Below are 19,010 nucleotides of genomic sequence, written 5' to 3'. Positions count from 1 at the left end.
ACGTAGGGTACGGTCTTTTATCTCTTGTCTCTTGTCTTTCCTCTCCAATAATGAAATTCCGAAGAAAACATAAGTTTGCCGCCGAGGTTGCTACCTCCTCCCTGAACGACATCATGTTTTTCCTGCTGTTGTTCTTTTTGATCATTTCGACGGTAGCGAACCCCAATGTAATCAAGCTGTTGCTTCCCAAAGCGGCCTCTTCGCAGCAATTGAGCAAGAAACAGGTGACGTTGTCGGTCGATGGTCAGAAGCAGTATTTCATCGATAAAACGCCCATTGCTCCCGAAAACCTGGAGATGGAACTGAAATCGGTGTTGAAAGATGTGGCTGAACCAACGATTGTGGTACGGGTCGATAAAACCCTGGCCGTTCAGGATCTGGTCGATGTGCTGCAAACCGGGGCCAAACTGAACATCAAAATGGTGATGGCGACGTCGAAGTAACCGAACTCCATTTCTTCAATTTCCCATTTCGTTCTTCCGTAATCCAGACGCTTACGCCAGGAAACCGTTTTATCAGCCGCTTGCTTTTCTGAATTCCCGCGACACTGAAGACTTTGGTGAGGGCATCAGCCTGTGTGCCATCGGGTGCTAAAACCGTCGTCTGGGCGTGGTGAAGCAGTCCGAGACCCGTCCGCGGATTCATCAGGTGTGAATACCGTTTGCCGTTGTGTTCGAGATACCGGTGCGTGGCGCCCGAAGTTGTGATGCCCACCTGGCGGAGAAGCAAGGTCGTCGTATCGGCAGCAGCCCCGATCAGAATCCGCCAGCCGCGTTCGCCCGGCGGTGGGTCACTCACCAGAATATCGCCCCCGATATCCAGCAAAGCCGATTTGATGCCCAACTGCTGAAGCACTTTCAGTCCCTCATCGATGGCATATCCCTGTCCAATACCGCCCACATCCAGCCGCATACCCGGTTTTTTCAACCGTACAAAACCCGGTTTTTTCAATTCGATCAACCGGTAATCGACCCGTTGGTGGGCCTTTCGGAGTTCGGGTTTTGTGGGAAAGATTTTGCGCCGAACGGCCCGGCGCCAGAGTTGCGACAGTGGTCCGATGGTGGGGTCGAACAACCCGTCGGAGGCTTTGGCAATGGCAACTGCCCGGCTGAGGATGTCGAACAAATCCGGGGAGACTGACACCCATTGACCCGAACCTGCCGTGGCCGATAACCGGTTGATTTCGCTGCCGTCCAGGTAATCACTCATGATGACATTGAGCGAATCCATCCGGGCATCGACCGCCCGGCGAACCTCTTGGGCAATACGGTCGTTGGGCGCGTAAAAAATCTGCCGGAATTCGGTCCCGAACAGTCCCCGGTCGAAGGTGTACCGCTGGAGTGGCTGGGCAACATTCTTCCAGCCAATCAGCGTGAAGCATAGCGAAAGTACCACTGCTTTTGCCCCCAACCCCCTGAAGGGGGCTTTAACCTCCGGCTTTTCTAAAGCCCCCTTCAGGGGGTTGGGGGTAAATTTCAACTTCACACCTTCGCCCCTTTGTTCCGCAAATAAAAGTCGGCCAGCACCAGCGCGGCCATGGCTTCCACAATCGGAACGGCGCGCGGAACCACGCAGGGATCGTGCCGTCCTTTGCCCGAAACCACCACCGGGTCGCCGTTGACATCCACACTATCCTGATCCTGCATAATGGTAGCCACGGGTTTGAAAGCAACCCGAAAATAAATATCCTCGCCGTTGGAAATTCCACCCTGAATCCCGCCGGAATGGTTCGTCCTGGTCCGAACGCGCCCGGTTTCGTCGCCCGGTTCGATGTAAAATTCATCGTTGTGTTCCGAGCCATGCAATTCGACGCCGGCAAAACCGCTGCCGTATTCGAAGCCTTTTACGGCATTGATGCTCAACATGGCCTTGCCCAGTTCGGCGTGCAGTTTATCGAAAACCGGCTCTCCCCAACCTGCTGGAGCGCCCGTGATGACACACGACACGATGCCCCCGATGGAATCCCCCTGCTTGCGGGTTTCATCGATGTAGTCGAACATTTGCTGCGCCAGTTCCGGATCGGGGCACCGAACGGCATTTTCCTCGGCCTTTGCCAGTTCGAGTTGCTGATACGGGGTTTCGAGCTTCAGTTTCCCGACCTGCGACACATACGCCTGAATGCTGACACCCTGTTGTTTCAACAGCAATTTGGCCAGCGCTCCGGCAGCCACACGAGCGGCTGTTTCGCGGGCAGAACTACGGCCACCGCCCCGGTAGTCGCGTACACCGTACTTTTCCTGGTAGGTATAATCAGCGTGGGAAGGACGGAATTGCTGGGAGATGTGCGAATAATCTTTGCTGCGCTGGTCTTCGTTCCAGATGACCAGGCTGATGGGTGTGCCTTCGGTTTTTCCCTCGAAAATGCCGGAAAGCACCTGAAATTCGTCTTTCTCACGCCGTTGCGTCGTGATTCGCGACTGGCCCGGTTTCCGGCGATCCAACTCCGACTGGATGAAAGCCGTGTCTACTTCCAAGCCCGCCGGGCAACCGTCGATGATCACGCCGATCGCTGCGCCGTGCGATTCACCAAATGTGGCTATTTTAAAAAGCGTTCCGTATGTACTGCTCATTTTGTTCCAGATGTGAGAGGATAGACAAGAGACGTGAGACTAAAAACCCGCTGCTGACCTTTCTTTATTCTCTTGTCTAACCTCTCTTGTCTACGCTTATTTTCTCCAAAATAAATACATCATTCCCACAATCATGCCGACCAGCAGGATATTTACCAGCAATCGAAGCATTTCCTGTAAATTGACCGGCTGCTGCGAACTATCGGTTTGCTCGATGCCGGTATAGATTGAACCCGGCAGACTCACCTGCACGGTATCGCCTTCGGGCAAGGCCGTTCCGCCAACCCGTAACGTAATGGCCGATCGCAAAGTGTCATACCGCTGCTGTTTCAGGTCGAAATAAATCCACTGAAAAAAAGACGCCAGGGGAAAGTTGCCGTTCTGGCGGGGAATGAGGGCGTAGGAAAACGTTTTGTAGCCCGAAACGATGCCGTTGCTCCGGTTGATGACAGTTTTTTCACCCGGGGGAAAAATATCGAACGTCGCGGAGTCGGGCACCACCGGAGCGGGCAGGGATGCGATATTTCCTTCGCCTGTAATTCGGAAATTATACTGGACACTCTGCCCAACGGCGGGATTTTTTCGCAGGCTCGTTTCAATCAGCCGGTATTGTCCGACAGCCACCTGATCGCGAAGCGGGTGGACCGGCAGGGGCGTAACGCTTACGGAAAGGGGACGAGTTGCATAGGCTACCATTTCTTTTTTGCGTTCGCCCCCCGGTTTGGCCGCCGGGCGGTATTGCAGCAGGTTCAACCGAACCGACGGAATCTGGATGGATTGCTTATTGAGCGGAAAAAAGGTAGCCTGGTAGATGCGGTATTCGGCGTAGCGCTTGCCGTTGAAAAAAACCGTATGCCGCGACAGGTCGGTTATTCCTTCATTTTCTTCCCAGCAATTGGCCGGGCGCAATGTTTTCAGAAGTTGTTGCAACTGCTGATCAAGTTCATAAAATGTTAACTCGAATGGATAGGATTCGGCCACGAAAAAAGACAATTTTAGCGAAAATCCCTCGCCAGTGTAAACTGAGCTTTTTGAGGTACTTAACGACAGAAAAACGTCGTTTTTGGCGATCGTTTCGGGGGGAGCAGCCACCGCCCTGACGGTATCGCCGGGAGTAAGTTGCGGTTTGACGGTAATGATGACCTCTTCCGATTGAATCGTTGTTTCGCCCACGATCAGTTCAAAGGGAGGCACCCGGAACTGGCCGGGACGTATAGCGGCATATGATTGGGTAATCACTTGTGAAACAACGGTTTTTCCATTCATTTCGGCCGGTGAAACACTGGTGACCGTTCCTTTTTTAATGAAGCCTTTTATGGCAGGAAAGTTGACCACAGGCCGGGAATCGCTGTTTTTTATGACAACGGAAATGGTAAAGGGCCGTTCAATCGAAATGTCCGTTTCACCCAAATCAATAGAAATCGACGGCTCCTGAGCTAACGCTTTCATGCTCAGTAAGCCATAAAAAAATAATGCAACTAAAAATTGGAATTTTAGAAATTTCATCTCTAAATTTGAGCAACAAAAATATATAGAATGCGTTACAATTTTAGAGATGCCGACGGATCATTTCCGATTCTGCCGGACATCTTTTGAATGTGGAGTAGCTCCTCAAAACTCTAACCAAAAAAACCGTAGTATGTGGTATGGCAACAATGCTGGAGTACATCAAGACTATCCTTCAGAAAGTAAGCTTTGACAAGAAATTGTTTGAGAAGGAATTAAAAAAAGCAATCGGTCTCCTGATTCCCGAGGAGGTGAAACAATTAAAATCCTGGTGTTATGAGAAGTTCAGTAATTTATACCTGTCTATTCTCAACCGATGTTTTTACCGACGAAGGTTAGCGTGACCAAGCGAAATACATAGTAAAAAAAGGCCGACTGGAAAGTCGGCCTTTTTTATTACCGGACAAAATATAACCGTTTTCCCGTTACTGTATCGTTAAACTGTCCATTGGCGTAAGCCAGGTGCCCGGAAACAATCGTATGAGTAATGCCCGTACCGAAAACCGTTCCCTCCAGGGGTGACCAACCGCACTGGTACTGAATGTTTTCTTTGGCAACTTCGGTTTTCTGTTTCGGGTCCACCAGCACCAGATCGGCCCAGTAGCCTTCCCGAACATAACCGCGCCGGTCGATCTGAAAACAATCGGCGGGCGCGTGGCACATCTTTTCCACCACTTTTTCCAGCGACAGTTTTCCCTGCTGAACGGCTTCCAGCATGATCAACAACGGATGCTGCACCAGCGGCAAACCGGAGGGTGCCTGCCAATAGGGTTGCTGCTTTTCGTCCCAGGTGTGGGGCGCGTGGTCGGTGGCAATGATGTCCAGCCGGTTGTCGAGCAACGCCTGCCAGAGTTGCGGTTTGTGATGGGGTGCTTTGATGGCCGGGTTGCACTTGATGAGGTTGCCCAGCCGCGCGTAATCATCGGCATCGAACCACAGGTGGTGAACGCACACTTCGGCCGTAATCCGCTTTTCTTTCAACGGAACCGTGTTGTCAAACAGGGCCAGTTCGTTGGCGGTCGAAATGTGCAGAATGTGCAGCCGGGTGTTATGTTTTTTGGCCAGTTCCACCGCCAGCGACGACGATTTCAGGCAGGCTTCCTCGTTCCGTACCAGCGGATGAATGGCGGCCGTGGCGGCATCGCCATACTGTTCCTTGTACCGGGCGGTGTTGGCCCGGATGGTAGCTTCGTCTTCGCAGTGCGTCGCAATCAGCATCGGGCTCTGCCGGAACACCTCTTCCAGCACCGTCACGTTGTCAACCAGCATATTACCCGTAGAGGAACCCATGAAAATCTTGATTCCGCAGACGGTTGTCGGGTCGGTTTTCAGAACTTCCGCCAGGTTGTCGTTCGAGCCGCCCATAAAAAACGAATAATTGGCGAGCGATGTCCGCGCGGCAATCTCGTATTTCTGAGCCAGCAATTCCTGCGTCAGCACATTCGGAACCGTGTTGGGCATTTCCATGAAACTCGTAACGCCCCCGGCCACAGCCGCCCGCGCTTCGGAATGGATGGTCGCTTTGTGGGTTAAACCGGGTTCGCGAAAATGCACCTGATCGTCGATGACACCGGGCAACAGGTAATTACCGTCCGCATCGATGATGGTATCCGCTGGCTGGCTCAGACCCGAACCAAGTTGCTCGATAAAACCGTCTTTGCAATAGACGTCGGTTTCGCGGATGGTACCTTCGTTTACCAGCCGCGCATTTCGTATCAAAATTGTGCTCATGCCTTTTTCCGGAGTTGGGCGACTTCCTTCGCGAAATACGTCAGAATAATTTTAGCTCCCGCCCGTTTCATGGCCGTCAGAATTTCGAGCATGGCGCGTTCGCCGTCGAGCCAGCCGTTGGCGGCCGCGGCTTTCACCATCGCGTATTCCCCGCTGACGTTGTAGGCAGCAATCGGCAGGTCGAAGTTATCGCTTAATAATTTGATGATATCCAGATACACCATCGCCGGTTTTACCATCAGGAAATCAGCCCCTTCGGCGTAGTCCAGTTCGGCTTCGATGAGGGCTTCGCGGCTGTTGGCGGGATTCATCTGGTACGTTTTCTTGTCGCCAAAACGCGGGGCGGAGTCGAGCGCATCGCGAAACGGGCCATAGAAAGCGCCGGCATATTTGGCGGTATAGGCCATGATGGACACGTTGGTGAAGCCTTCTTTGTCAAGCGCTTCGCGGATGTAACCGATACGTCCGTCCATCATGTCCGATGGCCCGATGATGTCGGCACCGGCGCGGGCCTGCGCCACCGCCATTTTGGCCAGCACCACCAGCGTTTCGTCGTTCACCACTTCAAAACCGTTCGCGCTTTCTTCTACGATCCCGTCGTGGCCGTCGGAACTATACGGGTCCATCGCGACATCGGTCATCAGGGCAATCTCGGGAAAGCGGGTCTTGATGGCTTTTACGGCTTGCAGATACAAGCCTGCGGGATTATGGCTTTCCGTCGCGTATTTATCTTTTTTGCTTTCGGGCAAGTTGGGAAACAGGGCAAAGGTTCGCAAGCCCAGATCGACGCATTCCTGCATTTCTTCGAGCAACAAGTCGAGCGAAAACCGGGCAACCCCCGGCATCGACGTAATTTCGGAGCGAACGCCCTGGCCTTCCATCACAAACATGGGATAAATCAGGTCGGACAACGAAAGAAAGTTTTCCTGGACCAGTTCCCGGATGACGGGCGATTTTCTATTTCTGCGGGGTCTTCGTAGCATAACGCAATTGGTTTCTGACTGCAAAGATAGCACACCGAAACGTTACGCCATGAGTTTAAATCCTTCGCCGTGCAGGTTGACGATCTGCACCGACTCATCCTCCTTCAGGTATTTCCGGAGCTTGGTGATGTAAACGTCCATGCTGCGGGCGTTGAAATACGAATCATCACCCCAGATGAGTTTGAGGGCAAAACTCCGACTGAGCGGCTGGTTTTTGTTCTGGGCGAACAATTTGAGCAGGGCAGATTCTTTGCTGGTCAGTTTGACGTCGGTTCCGTTGCGGGTGAGAAGCTGGTGGGCAAAATCGAACGAAAAAGAGCCAATCTGGTAGGTGGCCGGTTGCTGCATTTCTTCGGTTTTGTGATACCGCCGGAGAATGGCCTGAATCCGCAGCAGCAACTCTTCCATGCTGAACGGTTTGGTCATGTAGTCATCGGCCCCGATCCGGAATCCCTGAATGGTGTCTTCCTTCATCGACTTGGCGGTCAGGAAAATAATGGGCACATCCCGGCCTGACATCCGGACTTCTTTCGCCAGTGAAAAACCGTCCTTTTTCGGGAGCATCACATCAAAGAGACACAGATCATAGGCATGATCGACAAACCGCTGCCAGCCCTGATTGCCATCGATAGCCAAGTCGGTATCATATCCTTTCGAGTTCAGGTATTCCTGCAGCAACATTCCCAGATTCGGGTCATCTTCAACCAGTAAGAGTTTAGGCATTGTATATTTTCCCCTGATAACCTCTGATTTCCCCTGATCAACTCTGTGTAATAGCTTTAAATTGTTACACAGAGTTGATCAGAGAAAATCAGAGGTGAGCGGAGCGTTTAGGTGTGTTGGTATGGCAAAACTAACTCAAAAGAACTTCCTTTTCCCAACTGGCTGTCAACCCGAATGGAACCGTGGTGTTCTTCAACCATTTTCTTGACGTAACTCAGCCCCAGGCCAAAGCCTTTGACATCGTGCAGGTTCCCCGTCGGAACGCGATAAAACTTCTCGAAAATCCGGCTGACCTGGTCTTTCGTCATGCCAATGCCGTGGTCGGCGACGGTAATACTCACGCCATTTTCCACGTTCCGCGTTCGAATGGTAATATCCGGTTTTTCGGGCGAATATTTAATGGCATTGTCGAGCAGGTTATACAGAATATTGCTCAGGTGGAGTTCATCGGCTTCCACAATCTCCTCGGCGGCTTCAAAATCCAGGTGAACTTCGCCTTCTTTTTGTTCGATTTGCAACCCGATCGTATTCAAGACATTGCCGATAGCATCGTGAATATTAACCGACGAGAGCTTGAGCTTCACCGCTCCTTTTCCGGCCGTAGCCCGGTCGAGCAGCGCCATCTGCAACACTTTCTCCACGTGTGTCCCCAACCGCCGGGTTTCGTCGCGGATGATGCCCATGTAGCGGGTCAGGCGCGTGGCCGGTTCTTCTGACCTCTCAATTCCGTGGCTGAGTTGTTCCTGCGCCATTTCCACCGCCAGCGAGATGGTCGAAATCGGCGTTTTGAACTCGTGGGTCATGTTATTGATAAAGTCATTCTTGATGTCGGCGAGTTTTTTCTGACGCATGATGGTGTTGATGGCGATGTAAAAACAGGCCATAATAACCAGCACCAGCACCGCCGAACCCGCCAGAATCGCACTCATTTTTCGCAGAATAAACTGCTGCTGATCGGGAAAATAGACGTAAACGTAATTACCCTTTTCCAGAAAGTTGTTCGGAAACAACACGGCTTTGTAAATCTTCTTTTTCCCCTGCATCTGGTTGTCCGAATGCGACGCAAACAGCAGTTGCGGTTTGTCCAGCCCCATGCCCACGTTGGTCCGCACGCCATATTCAAACGGGATAGTGATGCCTCGCTCGGCAATGGACTCTTTCAACAGCGAATCCAGCAAAGTCCGGTTGATGCGGCTCTCGATGGGACGACTGGCAAACAGCAGATCCCGCACCACGCCTTTGACCATTTCCGATTGCTGTTCCACTTTCTGCAAGCCCACTGTAGAACTGGAAACCGCTACGGTCGGAGCTGGTGGCACCGGCACTTTCCGTTTGGGTCGCAGTTTGCGGACAAGCTGTTCTTTTTTCAGCGGTTTTTGCACTACCAACACGCTGTCAGGCTGGGCATACATTAACCGCAACTGGCGTTCGAACACCTGATCAACCAGCGTATTGAAATGCCGTTGCTGTTGCAGTTGCAAATCCCAGAGTTCGTCGGGGCCCAGAGCATCCTGCTGCCGAACCAGGTCTTCAAAATGCCGCTGCTGAACTTCCGATAACTTCTGAACATCCGATTGAAAGGCGTCCGATGGCGAAACCTGCGTTTGTTGCCAGACTTTCACCGGAACCGTGCCATTTGTGCTTTCCGGTTCAGATACCACCGGTTTGGTTTCGTTCGGCGGGTTGGCCGCATACGATTCCTTACGGTTTTTTCTAGAAAACCGGCTGGCGGCTTTGGCCAGTTGGTCACGGTTGTTCAAGGACTGTGCTGCAACCGTGGGCCGGGAGATGGCGATGAGCTGCCGTTGCTGCTGCTGCTGGTTCATGCGCTGGCGGGCCAGATACAGAATTTCCTTCCGTTCCAATGTCCGCACCACTTCCTGCAACCCATCGGTCACTTTATAATCAAACTGTTCTTTCTGCAACGACAGCGCATTGTCGATCCAGTAGAGTTGCAGCGAAATCAGGCCCAGCAAACCTACCGTCATCAACACGGCAATCCAGCGAATGCGTTGTTTTGTCATTTTTTATTCCTCCTGTGCAACCTTTTCGGTTGCCCTCGCATCTATTGATTGGTTACCTCCCTTAAAAGTACGAAACCCGTGGGCCACCGGCGAAACCGGCCCCGGTGTTTTAACAAACTTTAACAGCGAAACAATTCGATTTGACTTAGGTTTGCCCTGTGTTCTGACCGTAAAAACGAATAACGTACCATGCGTATCCCATCTGTTATCCGCTACCGCCCCATCCTGGCCGCTTTGCTGGTTTGCGCCTGTTCGGCCACGGTGCTGGCCCAATCCGACCCGAAAACGGATGCTGATAAAAACAGCGTCAACGTGAAAATTATCGAGCGTACCAACGCTGGAGAAGTCCGCGAACTGGAACGCACCTACCGCCTGGACGGCATGAAAGACGATGAACGGGATGCGCTGGTCAACCGGCTGGTCGATTCGATCCGAACCAAACGTGGCAATAGCAAAGGACAGATCACGATTGTGATTGATGACAACAGCAATAGCAACACTAACAGCGATTCACAGCATCGGCAAAACCGCAATTCCGACCGGGTTACGAACCGCACACAACGCGAACGTGATCTTACGGCCCGTCGGCCCAATCGCGTCACCGGCCCGAATTCATCCCACGGACCGAGTGAATTCCGATATTACAAAGATGGAAAACTGCAAAACCGCTATCGCTTCGATTCCGACTCGCTGGTTGACCGGCTGAAGCGGTTTGAATTCCGGTGGCCGGAAAATTTCGCGGAACGCATGGAAGACTCGTTCCGCAGTTGGAGCTGGTCGCTCGACGACGATGTGAAAGCTCCCACCATCCGCAATTTGCAGGTGTTTCCCAACAACCCGGAAACCAACCAGTTGAACGTTCGTTTTACGGCCCCGTCGAAGGGTGACATCCGCATCCGGGTGACAACGGCCGATGGCAAAGAAGTGGCGAAGAAAGACGTGAAAGACTTCTCGGGAAGCTACTCCGGACAGATCGATGTCGACAAAAAAGCGAAAGGCGTTTTCTTTGTCAACGTCACCCAAAACGACGACGGGGCAGTGAAGCGGATTGTCATTCCCTGATTTCGTCGGACGGATCAGGTGATTTGTCGGACGCTGACGAAATTTCGTCCTTTCTTTCGGTGGGTTGATCGGTTGTTTTGAGCAGTTCACCTATTTTTACTGGAAAGGTGGGAAAAAGACTGACTACCTTTGCGTTACCTTTTAGGAGAACATACGTCTCAAAGTAAATTGGTTGCATTAGGTTTGGCAAGTCAATACCGTTCATCAAGAAATAGTACCGTTTACGAATTATTTTAGAAAAACAAGGTACTATGTATTGCAAGGTACAATAGAAAACCCATATCTTTGTAAAGAACTTAACAAGGGGCAAGCCCGTGAAGAGTATGAAAACTTTGGTAATTTTTTTCCTGTTGATTGGTGCCAGCCTGAATGCTTCAGCCATGGGTCATCCGCACAACCTGTTCTCTGCTCACCGCAAAGCGAAGCAGTACAAGCCGGTTGTCTGCAAAACGACAACGGTTACCGATAAGCGTACCTTCACAAATTGCGTCAAGGTGGCTGCTCCTTCGGTTATACAGACGTGGGTTACGATACGCAAGAAATTTCTTTAGGCCAGCATAGATTACCTTCCTCAAGGGTAGCGGTGCCATGACTTCGGGTCGTGGCACCGCTTTTTTTTGTGGCACAGGAATTGCCGGATACACAGCAGTCGTTAACAGCCAAAATCGCTCCTGTCGCCCGGGAATCGCACCATTTCCGGCAAAAATATTTTCCTAAAAACCGTCGTTTTATGAATAAATAGGCGAGGGGTTACGCGTTTTTATTAGGCATCTTTTCGTTAATTACTTAACTTTATCGTTTGAATGGAATAAACTGTACAACCTGACGTAACTGTATTTCTTAACCAAAATGCGTACTAAAGTTGTCTCTCGGGTAGTGTTGGCTTTTTTGTTGGCCGGTTTTTTGACAGCTTTTGGATGGGACCGTTCCGGATCGACCCGGCCTGTGTGGCACGGATCAGGCTGGCGGTATGCCTTCTCATCCACGGATCTGCTGGCTTCTTTTTCAAAGAAAGCCCCGGTACGCGCAGCGAAAGCCGAGGTATGGCGTCATAAAATTCATGCGCATCCGGTGGAGGTGTGGGGGTCTGCCCCGCAGCAAACGCGGTGGGTCGACAGTGTGTTCCGGAGCATGACGCAGGAGCAGAAAATCGGGCAGTTCTTCATGGTGGCGACGTTCTCGAACCGGGACGAAGCGCATTATCAATACATCGAAACGCTGGTTCGTCATTATAACATCGGCGGGCTGATTTTCTTTCAGGGCGGTCCCCATCGCCAGGCGGTTTTGACCAACCGCTATCAGTCAGCCGCCAACATCCCGCTTCTCATCGGTATCGACGGCGAATGGGGCCTCGGCATGCGGCTCGACAGCACGATGGATTTCCCGAAGCAAATGACGCTGGGGGCCATCTATGACACGTCGGTGATCTACCGCATGGGCGCCGAAATTGGCCGCCAGTGCAAGCGGCTGGGCATTCACATCAACTTTGCTCCCGTTTCCGACATCAACAGCAACCCCTCGAATCCGGTTATTGGAAACCGCTCGTTTGGCGAATCGCGGGAAAACGTCGCCTTGAAAGCGTCGGCGTACATGAAAGGGTTGCAACATACCCATGTGATTGCCACCGCCAAACATTTCCCCGGCCACGGCGATGCCAGCAGCGACTCCCACCTGACACTTCCGACCATTAATCGCTCCGTTACGCAATTAAATGACATCGATCTGTATCCGTTCCGCAAACTGATTGCGGATAGTCTGATGGGCGTTGTGACGGGCCATCTGCACGTTCCGGTGGTCGATAACACCCCCCGGCTGGCGGCTACTTTATCCGAAAAAATTGTTACCGATCTCTTGAAGAAAGAGTTAGGATTCCGGGGTCTGGTCTTTACGGACGCGCTCAACATGGGCGGTATTGGTAAATTGCCCGCCGAAGAAATCAACCTGCGGGCACTGATGGCGGGAAATGACGTGTTACTCTACCCCGAGAATGTTCCCGACGCCGTTCACCGCATTGCCGAAGCCGTCGAAAAAGGGCGGATTTCGCAGGAATTGATTGACGAAAAGGTTAAGAAAATTCTGCGCGCCAAATACTGGACGGGTTTGAACAAATACCAGCCTATCCAGCTCGAAAACCTCAGCCGCGACCTGAACTCGTCGGAAGCCCAGTTGCTCAAACAGGAGTTGTGCGAACAGGCCGTTACGCTGGTCAAGAATACGAACAACATCCTGCCGGTTCATTCGCTCGATACGCTGCGGATGGCGTCGATCTCGATCGGTACCGACTTTGGCAACGCGTTCCAGAAAATGTTGGGACGGTATGCCCCTTTCAAGCAGATTACCTACGGCGAAAAACCGTCGGGCGATCACAACGTCGAGGAAATGCTGACCCAGGTGGGCGATGCCAATCTGGTGGTGGTCAGTTTTCACCGGATGAGTCCGTCGGCCAAGTGGAGCTACGGCGTCACCAACGCATCCCTGAATCTGATCAGCCGGTTGAAACAAAAAGGCGTTCGGGTAGTGGTTTGTGCCTTCGGGCCGGCCTATGCCCTCCGGCCGTTCATCGGTACGGAAGCCGATGCGGTTTTGTGTGCGTACGAAGACGGCGAAGAAATGCAGCGCGTGGTTCCCCAGATTATTTTTGGGGCGGTTCCGGCCAAAGGCGTGATGCCGGTCACCATCGGCGAATGGCGCATCGGCAACGGTTTGCTGACCGCACCCAGTCAACGGCTGGCCTACAGCCTGCCCGAAAGCGTCGGAATGCGCTCCGGGCAGTTGCGGCACATCGAAACCGTCGTTCAGAAAGCCATCCGCGACCGGGCTTTCCCCGGCTGCCAGGTGCTGGTGGCACGCAAAGGGAAAGTGGTTTTTGACAAAAGCTTCGGTACGCTGGCCTACAACAATGCCGAGCGCGTAACCGACGAAACGTTATATGATCTGGCTTCGCTCACGAAGGTGTTGGCGACCCTCCAGGCGGTGATGCTGCTGAATGAACGCGGAGCCATCGACCTGAACCAGAAAGTAGCGTATTACCTGCCCGAATTTCAGAACAACAGCAAACGCAACATGACCGTCAGCGACGTGTTGCTGCACCAGACCGGTCTGCCGGCGGGTTTGTCGCGGGCCATCGAACGGTCGAAGGCGCCGGGCATGTCGAGTTTCCGCTCCACCCGCGACACGCTCTATTCGCTGCAAGTAGGTCCGAACCTGTTTGCTCCCCCCGCCCTGCGCGATTCGATCTGGCAATGGATTGTCCGGACGCCCCTGACCAACCGCGTCGATGAAGCGGGTCGGTACAATTATCTTTACAGCGATTTGAGTTTTGTGATCCTGCAAAAACTCGTCGAGCGGGTGGCCCAACAACCGCTGGATGGTTTTCTGGATTTAAACCTGTACAAACCCCTGGGCGTTTCAACGCTCTGTTTCAATCCGCTCCAGTGCCACCCGAATTGCCGGATTGCGCCCACCGAGCAGGATACGTATTTCCGAAACTCCCTGCTGCAAGGCACGGTTCACGACCAGTTGGCGGCTTTGCAGGGCGGTTTGTCGGGCCATGCCGGGCTCTTTGGCGATGCCAATGATATTGCCAAAATCCTGCAAATGAATCTGCAACGGGGCAATTACGGCGGAAAGCGGTTTTTGATGCCCGGCACCGTGCCGCTTTTTGTCAAAACACAAAGCGACCGTAGCCACCGCGTGCTGGGGTGGGATAAACCCGAAGTCGACGGCAACAGTGTGTACCACGCCACGCAGGTGTCGCCCCGCTCGTTTGGCCATACGGGCTTTACCGGAAATGTGGTTTGGGTAGATCCCGACTACGACCTTGTCTTCATTTTTCTGTCCAATCGCGTCAACCCCAGCGCAGGCAATACCCTGATCAATACCCAAAAAATTCGCCGACAAATTCACGAGATTATTTATCAGTCGATGTAATTTGTATTTTTGGGCAAATATTCTGAATAATACGAAGTTAAAAGGCTTCTCCTCTTCTTAATCTGGTTCCGTATGAATAAATCATTACGTCTGTATTGGCTTTTGCTGGTTGTGGTTTTAGGGATTTTTGGGAGGGCATCAGCCCAGACGATTACAACGGGAGCCGTGTCGGTGTCTGCGGTTTGTGCCGGAGGAACCATTTCCGTTCCGTTTACGACCTCCACCGCTTCGGGAACATTTGCGGCCGGAAATCAATTTAAAATCCAGCTCGCTCCTTCAACAGGAAACACCTATACCGACATCGGAACGGGTGCTACCAGCCCGCTTACCGGCACTATTCCAAACGGACTCAACGGAACCGGTTACCGCGTTCGGGTGGTATCGACCAACCCGGCGGTCAATGGAAGCATCAGTGCCACCCCCTTAACCATTACCGCCATACCGGGTGCGCCGGGGACAGCCGACATTGCCTATTGCGTAGGCACAACACCGGCCTCTCTGACTGCTACAGCCAGCGCAGGCGCAACTCTGAGATGGTGGGGAACCAGTGCCTCCGGAGGAAGTTCTACCCCGACGGCACCCACGCCTTCTGCGGCTGCCGTTGGCACCACCACCTATTACGTGAGCCAAACGATCAACGGTTGCGAAGGACCGAGGGGAGACATCACCGTTACGGTTAGTGGTGTTCCAGCCGCTCCAACCACCGGAGCCGCACCGGTTTATTGCCAGAGTTCCCCCGCGTCTCCACTAAGTGCAACGGCAACCGGCGGTGCCTCTCTGAATTGGTACGGCACCAGTCAAACCGGCGGAACCGCTTCGGCCATTGCTCCGACACCGTCGACGGATGCGGTTGGCACCGTTACGTATTACGTCAGCCAGTCCATTGGAACCTGCGAAGGCCCCCGAACCGGCATTGTGGTCACCGTTTCGGCCAAACCAGCCCCCCCAACCGTCGTCACGCCGGTTTCGGTTTGCCTGGGTACGCCGGTTCCCGCACTATCAGCTACCCCAAGTGGCAGTAACACGCTGAGTTGGTATGGAACCAATGCCACAGGAGGAGTTGGGTCAACCACGGTTCCAACGCCTTTAACCACAGCCGCCGGTACCACCAATTATTACGTGAGCCAGAAAAGCGCTGGTGGTTGCGAAAGCGACCGTGCGGTGATTGCCGTCACGATTAAAGCCGCACCAGCCGCTCCCGGTGTCAGTGCCCTCAGCTTTTGCCAGAACGTTTCCTCATCGGCGTTAACGGCAACCCCATCCAGCGGGGGAACGCTGAATTGGTATGGCACCAGCCAAACCGGAGGAACCGCATCCGACACCGCACCAACCCCACCCACGAGCGCAACAGGAACAACAACCTATTTCGTTAGTCAAACCGTCAGCGGCTGTGAAGGCCCCCGGGCCGCCCTGGTTGTGACGGTAAAAAGCATCCCAGCCGCCCCCGGAACCACTACGCCACCCGCTTATTGCCAGGATATTACGGCTGCTGGTTTGGTTGCGACACCCAGTTCCGGTGGCACCTTAAACTGGTACGGAACCAATCAAACCGGCGGAACGGCTTCGGGTGTTGCCAGCATACCGACGACAACCACAGCCGGCACTACCAATTATTACGTCAGCCAAACCGTCAACGGCTGCGAAGGCCCACGAGCCGCCATTGCCGTAACCGTTACCCCAAAACCCGCTGCGCCAGCCGTTGCGACTTCCTTTAGCTATTGCCAGGGAATCGTGGCCACACAGCTATCGGCGGTGGTCAGCAGCGGAGGAACCATAAACTGGTATGGCACGAACGCGACCGGAGGAACCGCCAATGCGGTGGCACCGATTCCGGCCACAACGACGCCCGGAACAACGATGTATTACGTCAGTCAAACCGTGGGTGGATGCGAAAGTAACCGGGCCAGCATTGCCATAACGGTTTACGCCACGCCTACCGCCCCCGGTGTAGCGCCCCTGTCGGTTTGTCAAAATCAGCCGGTGACGGCCCTGACGGCAACCGTAACCGGGGTGGGTGCCTTAAAATGGTATGGTACTGCGGCTACCGGCGGTACCGCATCAGACACCGGACCAACACCACCCACGAGTGCAACCGGAACAACCACGTACTACGTCAGCCAGATCATCAATGGGTGCGAAGGGCCGCGGGCGGCATTGGCCGTAACAGTAAAACCACAACCGGCAGCTCCCACGGCGGGTGCGAGCCTCAGCTATTGTCAGGGGTCACCGTCGGTTCCGCTGTCGGCTTCTTTCAGCACGGGCAGCATCGCAAACTGGTACGGAACCAGTGCCACGGGCGGTACGGCTTCGTTGAATGCACCTACGCCATCGACGAATACGGAAGGATCTTTTACCTACTACTTTAGCCAGACCCTGGCCGGGTGCGAAAGCGAGCGGGCTAACGTAGTCGTTACCGTCAAAGCAAAACCGGCGGTTCCAACCACGCAGGACATCCGGTATTGCCAAAGCGAACCCTCGGTTCCGTTAACAGCCGTGCCTGAAGCCGGTGGCTCGTTAAAATGGTATGGCACGGCGTCGGGGCCGTCTTCATTGACAGCCGCTCCGACTCCCAGTACGCAATCCCCGGCGGATTTTACCTTTTATGTGAGTCAGAACGGGGCCAACGGGTGCGAAAGTGACCGGGGTTCGATCAAAGTCAAGATTTTCCCGACTCCCGCTGTTCCCGGCGTCCCCACGCTTCCTGAAGTTTGTCAAAACACAGCATCCGTTACGTTGATAGCCAACGGAGCAAGTCTAAAATGGTACGATGTTCAAACAGGCGGCACTGCTTCGGGAACAGCCCCTGTCCAAAACACCAATACCCCCGGAACGTTTACGTTTTACGTCACGCAGACGGTTGACCTTTGCGAAAGCCCCCGGACCCCGGCTAAAGTCGTCGTTAAACCGCAGCCAGCCCTGCCAGGTGTAGAAAATAAAACCGTCTGCCAGGATTCGCCGGAACAAACCCTGGCGGCTACCGGCGAAGCCTTGAAGTGGTTTGATGCCACCGGAACGGTTTTGGGAGGAGCTCCAAAACCAACTACCAACGTCGAAGAACAACTGGTACTGACGTTCAGCGTCACTCAAACCAGCAATGGTTGTGAAAGCCAGAAAGCCCCGGTAACGTACACCGTCAACGTTACCCCCAAACCAACGGTCGTTACGCCGGTTATTTACTGCCAGAACGCCACTGCCAAACCGCTGGAAGCGACAGGCCAAAACCTGAAGTGGACCAGTCCCTACAGCACGACATCGTCCGCAACGCCAACGCCACCGACCACCAATATTTCGACCAAACCCGAAGGAGACTCGTACTTTGTGACGCAAACCGCTGCCAATGGCTGCGAAAGCCGGAAGTCCGAAATCAAACTGATTGTCAACGCCCCCCCCACCGCCAAAATTGAAGGCACGACGACGGTCAACCTGGGCAATACGGTTCCGGTGACGATCTCATTCACCAGCGTTCCGCCGTTTAGCTACACGCTGTCGGACGGCACCAGCGGCACATCGGCAACCATGCAAAAGGAAATCAATCTGTTGCCGACGAGCAAAACCACCATCTACCGGGTCACCAACATCACCAATTCCTGCGGAGCCGGAACGCCCGTCGGAACGTTTACGGTCAATGCCGTCGTCCCGACCGTTACGACCAGCCCGTTGTCGGTCACCACGATTTGTGTCGGTACGCAAATTCAGGTTCCTTTCACCGCTGTCGGGCCTTTTACCGCCGGGAATACGTTCCGGGTTGAGATGGCCCCCGTGGCGGATACGGCTTTTATCAACAAAACGGAGATTCTGACCGGTGCCCTGCAAAGCCCGATTACGGCCCCCATTCCGACCACACTGGCGCAGGGATTGTACCGGATACGGGTTACGGCGACCAACCCGCAGGTGCCGGTGCCGGGCAGCAGCAGTCCAACCATTCTGAACATCCGCGCGCTGCCGACGGTTACGCTGACGGGTTCGAAAGACATTTATGACAACGAAGGCACTCCGCTTTCCTTTGCCCTGACGGGCGACGGTCCCTGGACCTTTGCGTATTCCGACAGCCTGAAAACGACCCAAATCACAACCAGCACCAACCCGCATCTGATTACGGTAACGCCGGTTAAATCGACGACCTACAAAGCGGTTTCGGTATCGAATGGTTGTGGGAACGGTACGGCGACGGGAACGGCCATTGTACGGGTGCTGCCCGTGCTGGGTCTGGAGCCGGACCCGCTCATCACCGCCGTCAAGGTGTTTCCGGTTCCGACCGAAACCATCCTGACCATCGACATCGACCTGCCCCTGCAAAAAGACCCCGCAAAACTTCAGTTGTCCGACGAAACCGGCCGTATTTCCAAACAACTGACGACCCGGCAACGCCAAACCAAACTGGATTTGAGCCAGCAGGCGGCCGGCACCTATTTCCTGCAAATCCAGATTGGCAACCGGACCACGGTTCGGAAAATCATGAAACAGTAACTTTTGGTCAGGCT

At 53.7% G+C, this 19,010-nt stretch carries 13 protein-coding genes; 6 read left to right on the top strand and 7 right to left on the bottom strand.

The genetic code is table 11. The features are described from left to right. Positions 1-50 precede the first annotated feature (50 nt). Complete coding sequence (locus tag F0P93_RS18525) at positions 51-443, top strand: ExbD/TolR family protein (protein ID WP_114404336.1); 393 nt, start codon at positions 51-53, stop codon at positions 441-443. Here the strand turns inward: F0P93_RS18525 and F0P93_RS18520 are convergent. The 3 genes from F0P93_RS18520 to F0P93_RS18510 form a co-directional block, all read right to left on the bottom strand. After that, positions 415-1,395 (bottom strand): FAD:protein FMN transferase, encoded by a 981-nt coding sequence (locus F0P93_RS18520; protein ID WP_225309544.1) that lies wholly within the window; start codon positions 1,393-1,395, stop codon positions 415-417. The genes F0P93_RS18525 and F0P93_RS18520 overlap by 29 nt on opposite strands. Positions 1,396-1,481: 86 nt before the next feature. Continuing rightward, positions 1,482-2,570 carry a chorismate synthase gene (gene aroC, locus F0P93_RS18515; protein ID WP_150878528.1) on the bottom strand — a complete coding sequence of 363 codons (1,089 nt, stop codon included), beginning with the start codon at positions 2,568-2,570 and terminating at the stop codon, positions 1,482-1,484. A gap of 96 nt (positions 2,571-2,666) precedes the next feature. Further along, complete coding sequence (locus tag F0P93_RS18510; RefSeq protein WP_191908849.1) at positions 2,667-4,019, bottom strand: BatD family protein; 1,353 nt, start codon at positions 4,017-4,019, stop codon at positions 2,667-2,669. A gap of 197 nt (positions 4,020-4,216) precedes the next feature. Between F0P93_RS18510 and F0P93_RS31740 the strand changes: the two genes are divergently transcribed. Beyond that, positions 4,217-4,420 carry a hypothetical protein gene (locus F0P93_RS31740; RefSeq protein WP_114404339.1) on the top strand — a complete coding sequence of 68 codons (204 nt, stop codon included), beginning with the start codon at positions 4,217-4,219 and terminating at the stop codon, positions 4,418-4,420. Positions 4,421-4,472: 52 nt separating this feature from the next. Here F0P93_RS31740 and F0P93_RS18500 read toward each other — a convergent pair whose 3' ends face one another. The 4 genes from F0P93_RS18500 to F0P93_RS18485 form a co-directional block, all read right to left on the bottom strand. Further along, a complete protein-coding gene (locus F0P93_RS18500) occupies positions 4,473-5,807 on the bottom strand; it encodes a dihydroorotase (RefSeq protein ID WP_150878524.1) in 1,335 nt (444 codons plus the stop codon). Beyond that, the gene (hemB, locus tag F0P93_RS18495; RefSeq protein ID WP_114404341.1) at positions 5,804-6,790 is read right to left on the bottom strand and encodes a porphobilinogen synthase; all 987 of its coding nucleotides are present in this window, start codon (positions 6,788-6,790) and stop codon (positions 5,804-5,806) included. The genes F0P93_RS18500 and hemB overlap by 4 nt, the downstream gene beginning before the upstream one ends. 42 nt (positions 6,791-6,832) lie before the next feature. Further along, the gene (locus F0P93_RS18490) at positions 6,833-7,513 is read right to left on the bottom strand and encodes a response regulator transcription factor (protein ID WP_150878522.1); all 681 of its coding nucleotides are present in this window, start codon (positions 7,511-7,513) and stop codon (positions 6,833-6,835) included. A 107-nt stretch (positions 7,514-7,620) separates the two neighbouring features. After that, entirely contained in the window at positions 7,621-9,537 is a 1,917-nt protein-coding gene (locus tag F0P93_RS18485) for a sensor histidine kinase (protein WP_150878520.1), read from the bottom strand. Positions 9,538-9,726: 189 nt separating this feature from the next. Here F0P93_RS18485 and F0P93_RS18480 point away from each other — a divergent pair, with 189 nt between their 5' ends. The 4 genes from F0P93_RS18480 to F0P93_RS18465 all read left to right on the top strand — a co-directional run bounded on the left by F0P93_RS18480 (position 9,727) and on the right by F0P93_RS18465 (position 18,996). After that, a complete protein-coding gene (locus F0P93_RS18480; RefSeq protein WP_150878518.1) occupies positions 9,727-10,599 on the top strand; it encodes a T9SS type A sorting domain-containing protein in 873 nt (290 codons plus the stop codon). Positions 10,600-10,922: 323 nt separating this feature from the next. Then, the gene (locus F0P93_RS18475; protein WP_150878516.1) at positions 10,923-11,150 is read left to right on the top strand and encodes a hypothetical protein; all 228 of its coding nucleotides are present in this window, start codon (positions 10,923-10,925) and stop codon (positions 11,148-11,150) included. 394 nt (positions 11,151-11,544) lie between these two features. Continuing rightward, positions 11,545-14,529, top strand: a complete 2,985-nt coding sequence (locus F0P93_RS18470) for a serine hydrolase domain-containing protein (protein ID WP_310588005.1) — start codon at positions 11,545-11,547, stop codon at positions 14,527-14,529. A gap of 72 nt (positions 14,530-14,601) precedes the next feature. After that, positions 14,602-18,996 carry an Ig-like domain-containing protein gene (locus tag F0P93_RS18465; RefSeq protein WP_150878512.1) on the top strand — a complete coding sequence of 1,465 codons (4,395 nt, stop codon included), beginning with the start codon at positions 14,602-14,604 and terminating at the stop codon, positions 18,994-18,996. Positions 18,997-19,010 lie beyond the last annotated feature (14 nt).

The organism is Larkinella humicola (genome assembly GCF_008727875.1).
GTDB lineage: Bacteria > Bacteroidota > Bacteroidia > Cytophagales > Spirosomataceae > Larkinella > Larkinella humicola.
Note: the sequence above shows the minus strand (reverse complement) of the source record. Positions and strands in the feature narration are given on the sequence as shown.

What these genes read in the sequence shown, in the direction of transcription:
- F0P93_RS18525 (WP_114404336.1), top strand. Translation starts at nt 51, where the DNA reads ATGAAATTCCGAAGAAAACATAAGTTTGCCGCCGAGGTTGCTACCTCC.
- aroC (WP_150878528.1), bottom strand. Translation starts at nt 2,570, where the DNA reads ATGAGCAGTACATACGGAACGCTTTTTAAAATAGCCACATTTGGTGAA.
- F0P93_RS18510 (WP_191908849.1), bottom strand. Translation starts at nt 4,019, where the DNA reads ATGAAAGCGTTAGCTCAGGAGCCGTCGATTTCTATTGATTTGGGTGAA.
- F0P93_RS31740 (WP_114404339.1), top strand. Translation starts at nt 4,217, where the DNA reads ATGGCAACAATGCTGGAGTACATCAAGACTATCCTTCAGAAAGTAAGC.
- F0P93_RS18500 (WP_150878524.1), bottom strand. Translation starts at nt 5,807, where the DNA reads ATGAGCACAATTTTGATACGAAATGCGCGGCTGGTAAACGAAGGTACC.
- hemB (WP_114404341.1), bottom strand. Translation starts at nt 6,790, where the DNA reads ATGCTACGAAGACCCCGCAGAAATAGAAAATCGCCCGTCATCCGGGAA.
- F0P93_RS18490 (WP_150878522.1), bottom strand. Translation starts at nt 7,513, where the DNA reads ATGCCTAAACTCTTACTGGTTGAAGATGACCCGAATCTGGGAATGTTG.
- F0P93_RS18485 (WP_150878520.1), bottom strand. Translation starts at nt 9,537, where the DNA reads ATGACAAAACAACGCATTCGCTGGATTGCCGTGTTGATGACGGTAGGT.
- F0P93_RS18480 (WP_150878518.1), top strand. Translation starts at nt 9,727, where the DNA reads ATGCGTATCCCATCTGTTATCCGCTACCGCCCCATCCTGGCCGCTTTG.
- F0P93_RS18475 (WP_150878516.1), top strand. Translation starts at nt 10,923, where the DNA reads ATGAAAACTTTGGTAATTTTTTTCCTGTTGATTGGTGCCAGCCTGAAT.
- F0P93_RS18465 (WP_150878512.1), top strand. Translation starts at nt 14,602, where the DNA reads ATGAATAAATCATTACGTCTGTATTGGCTTTTGCTGGTTGTGGTTTTA.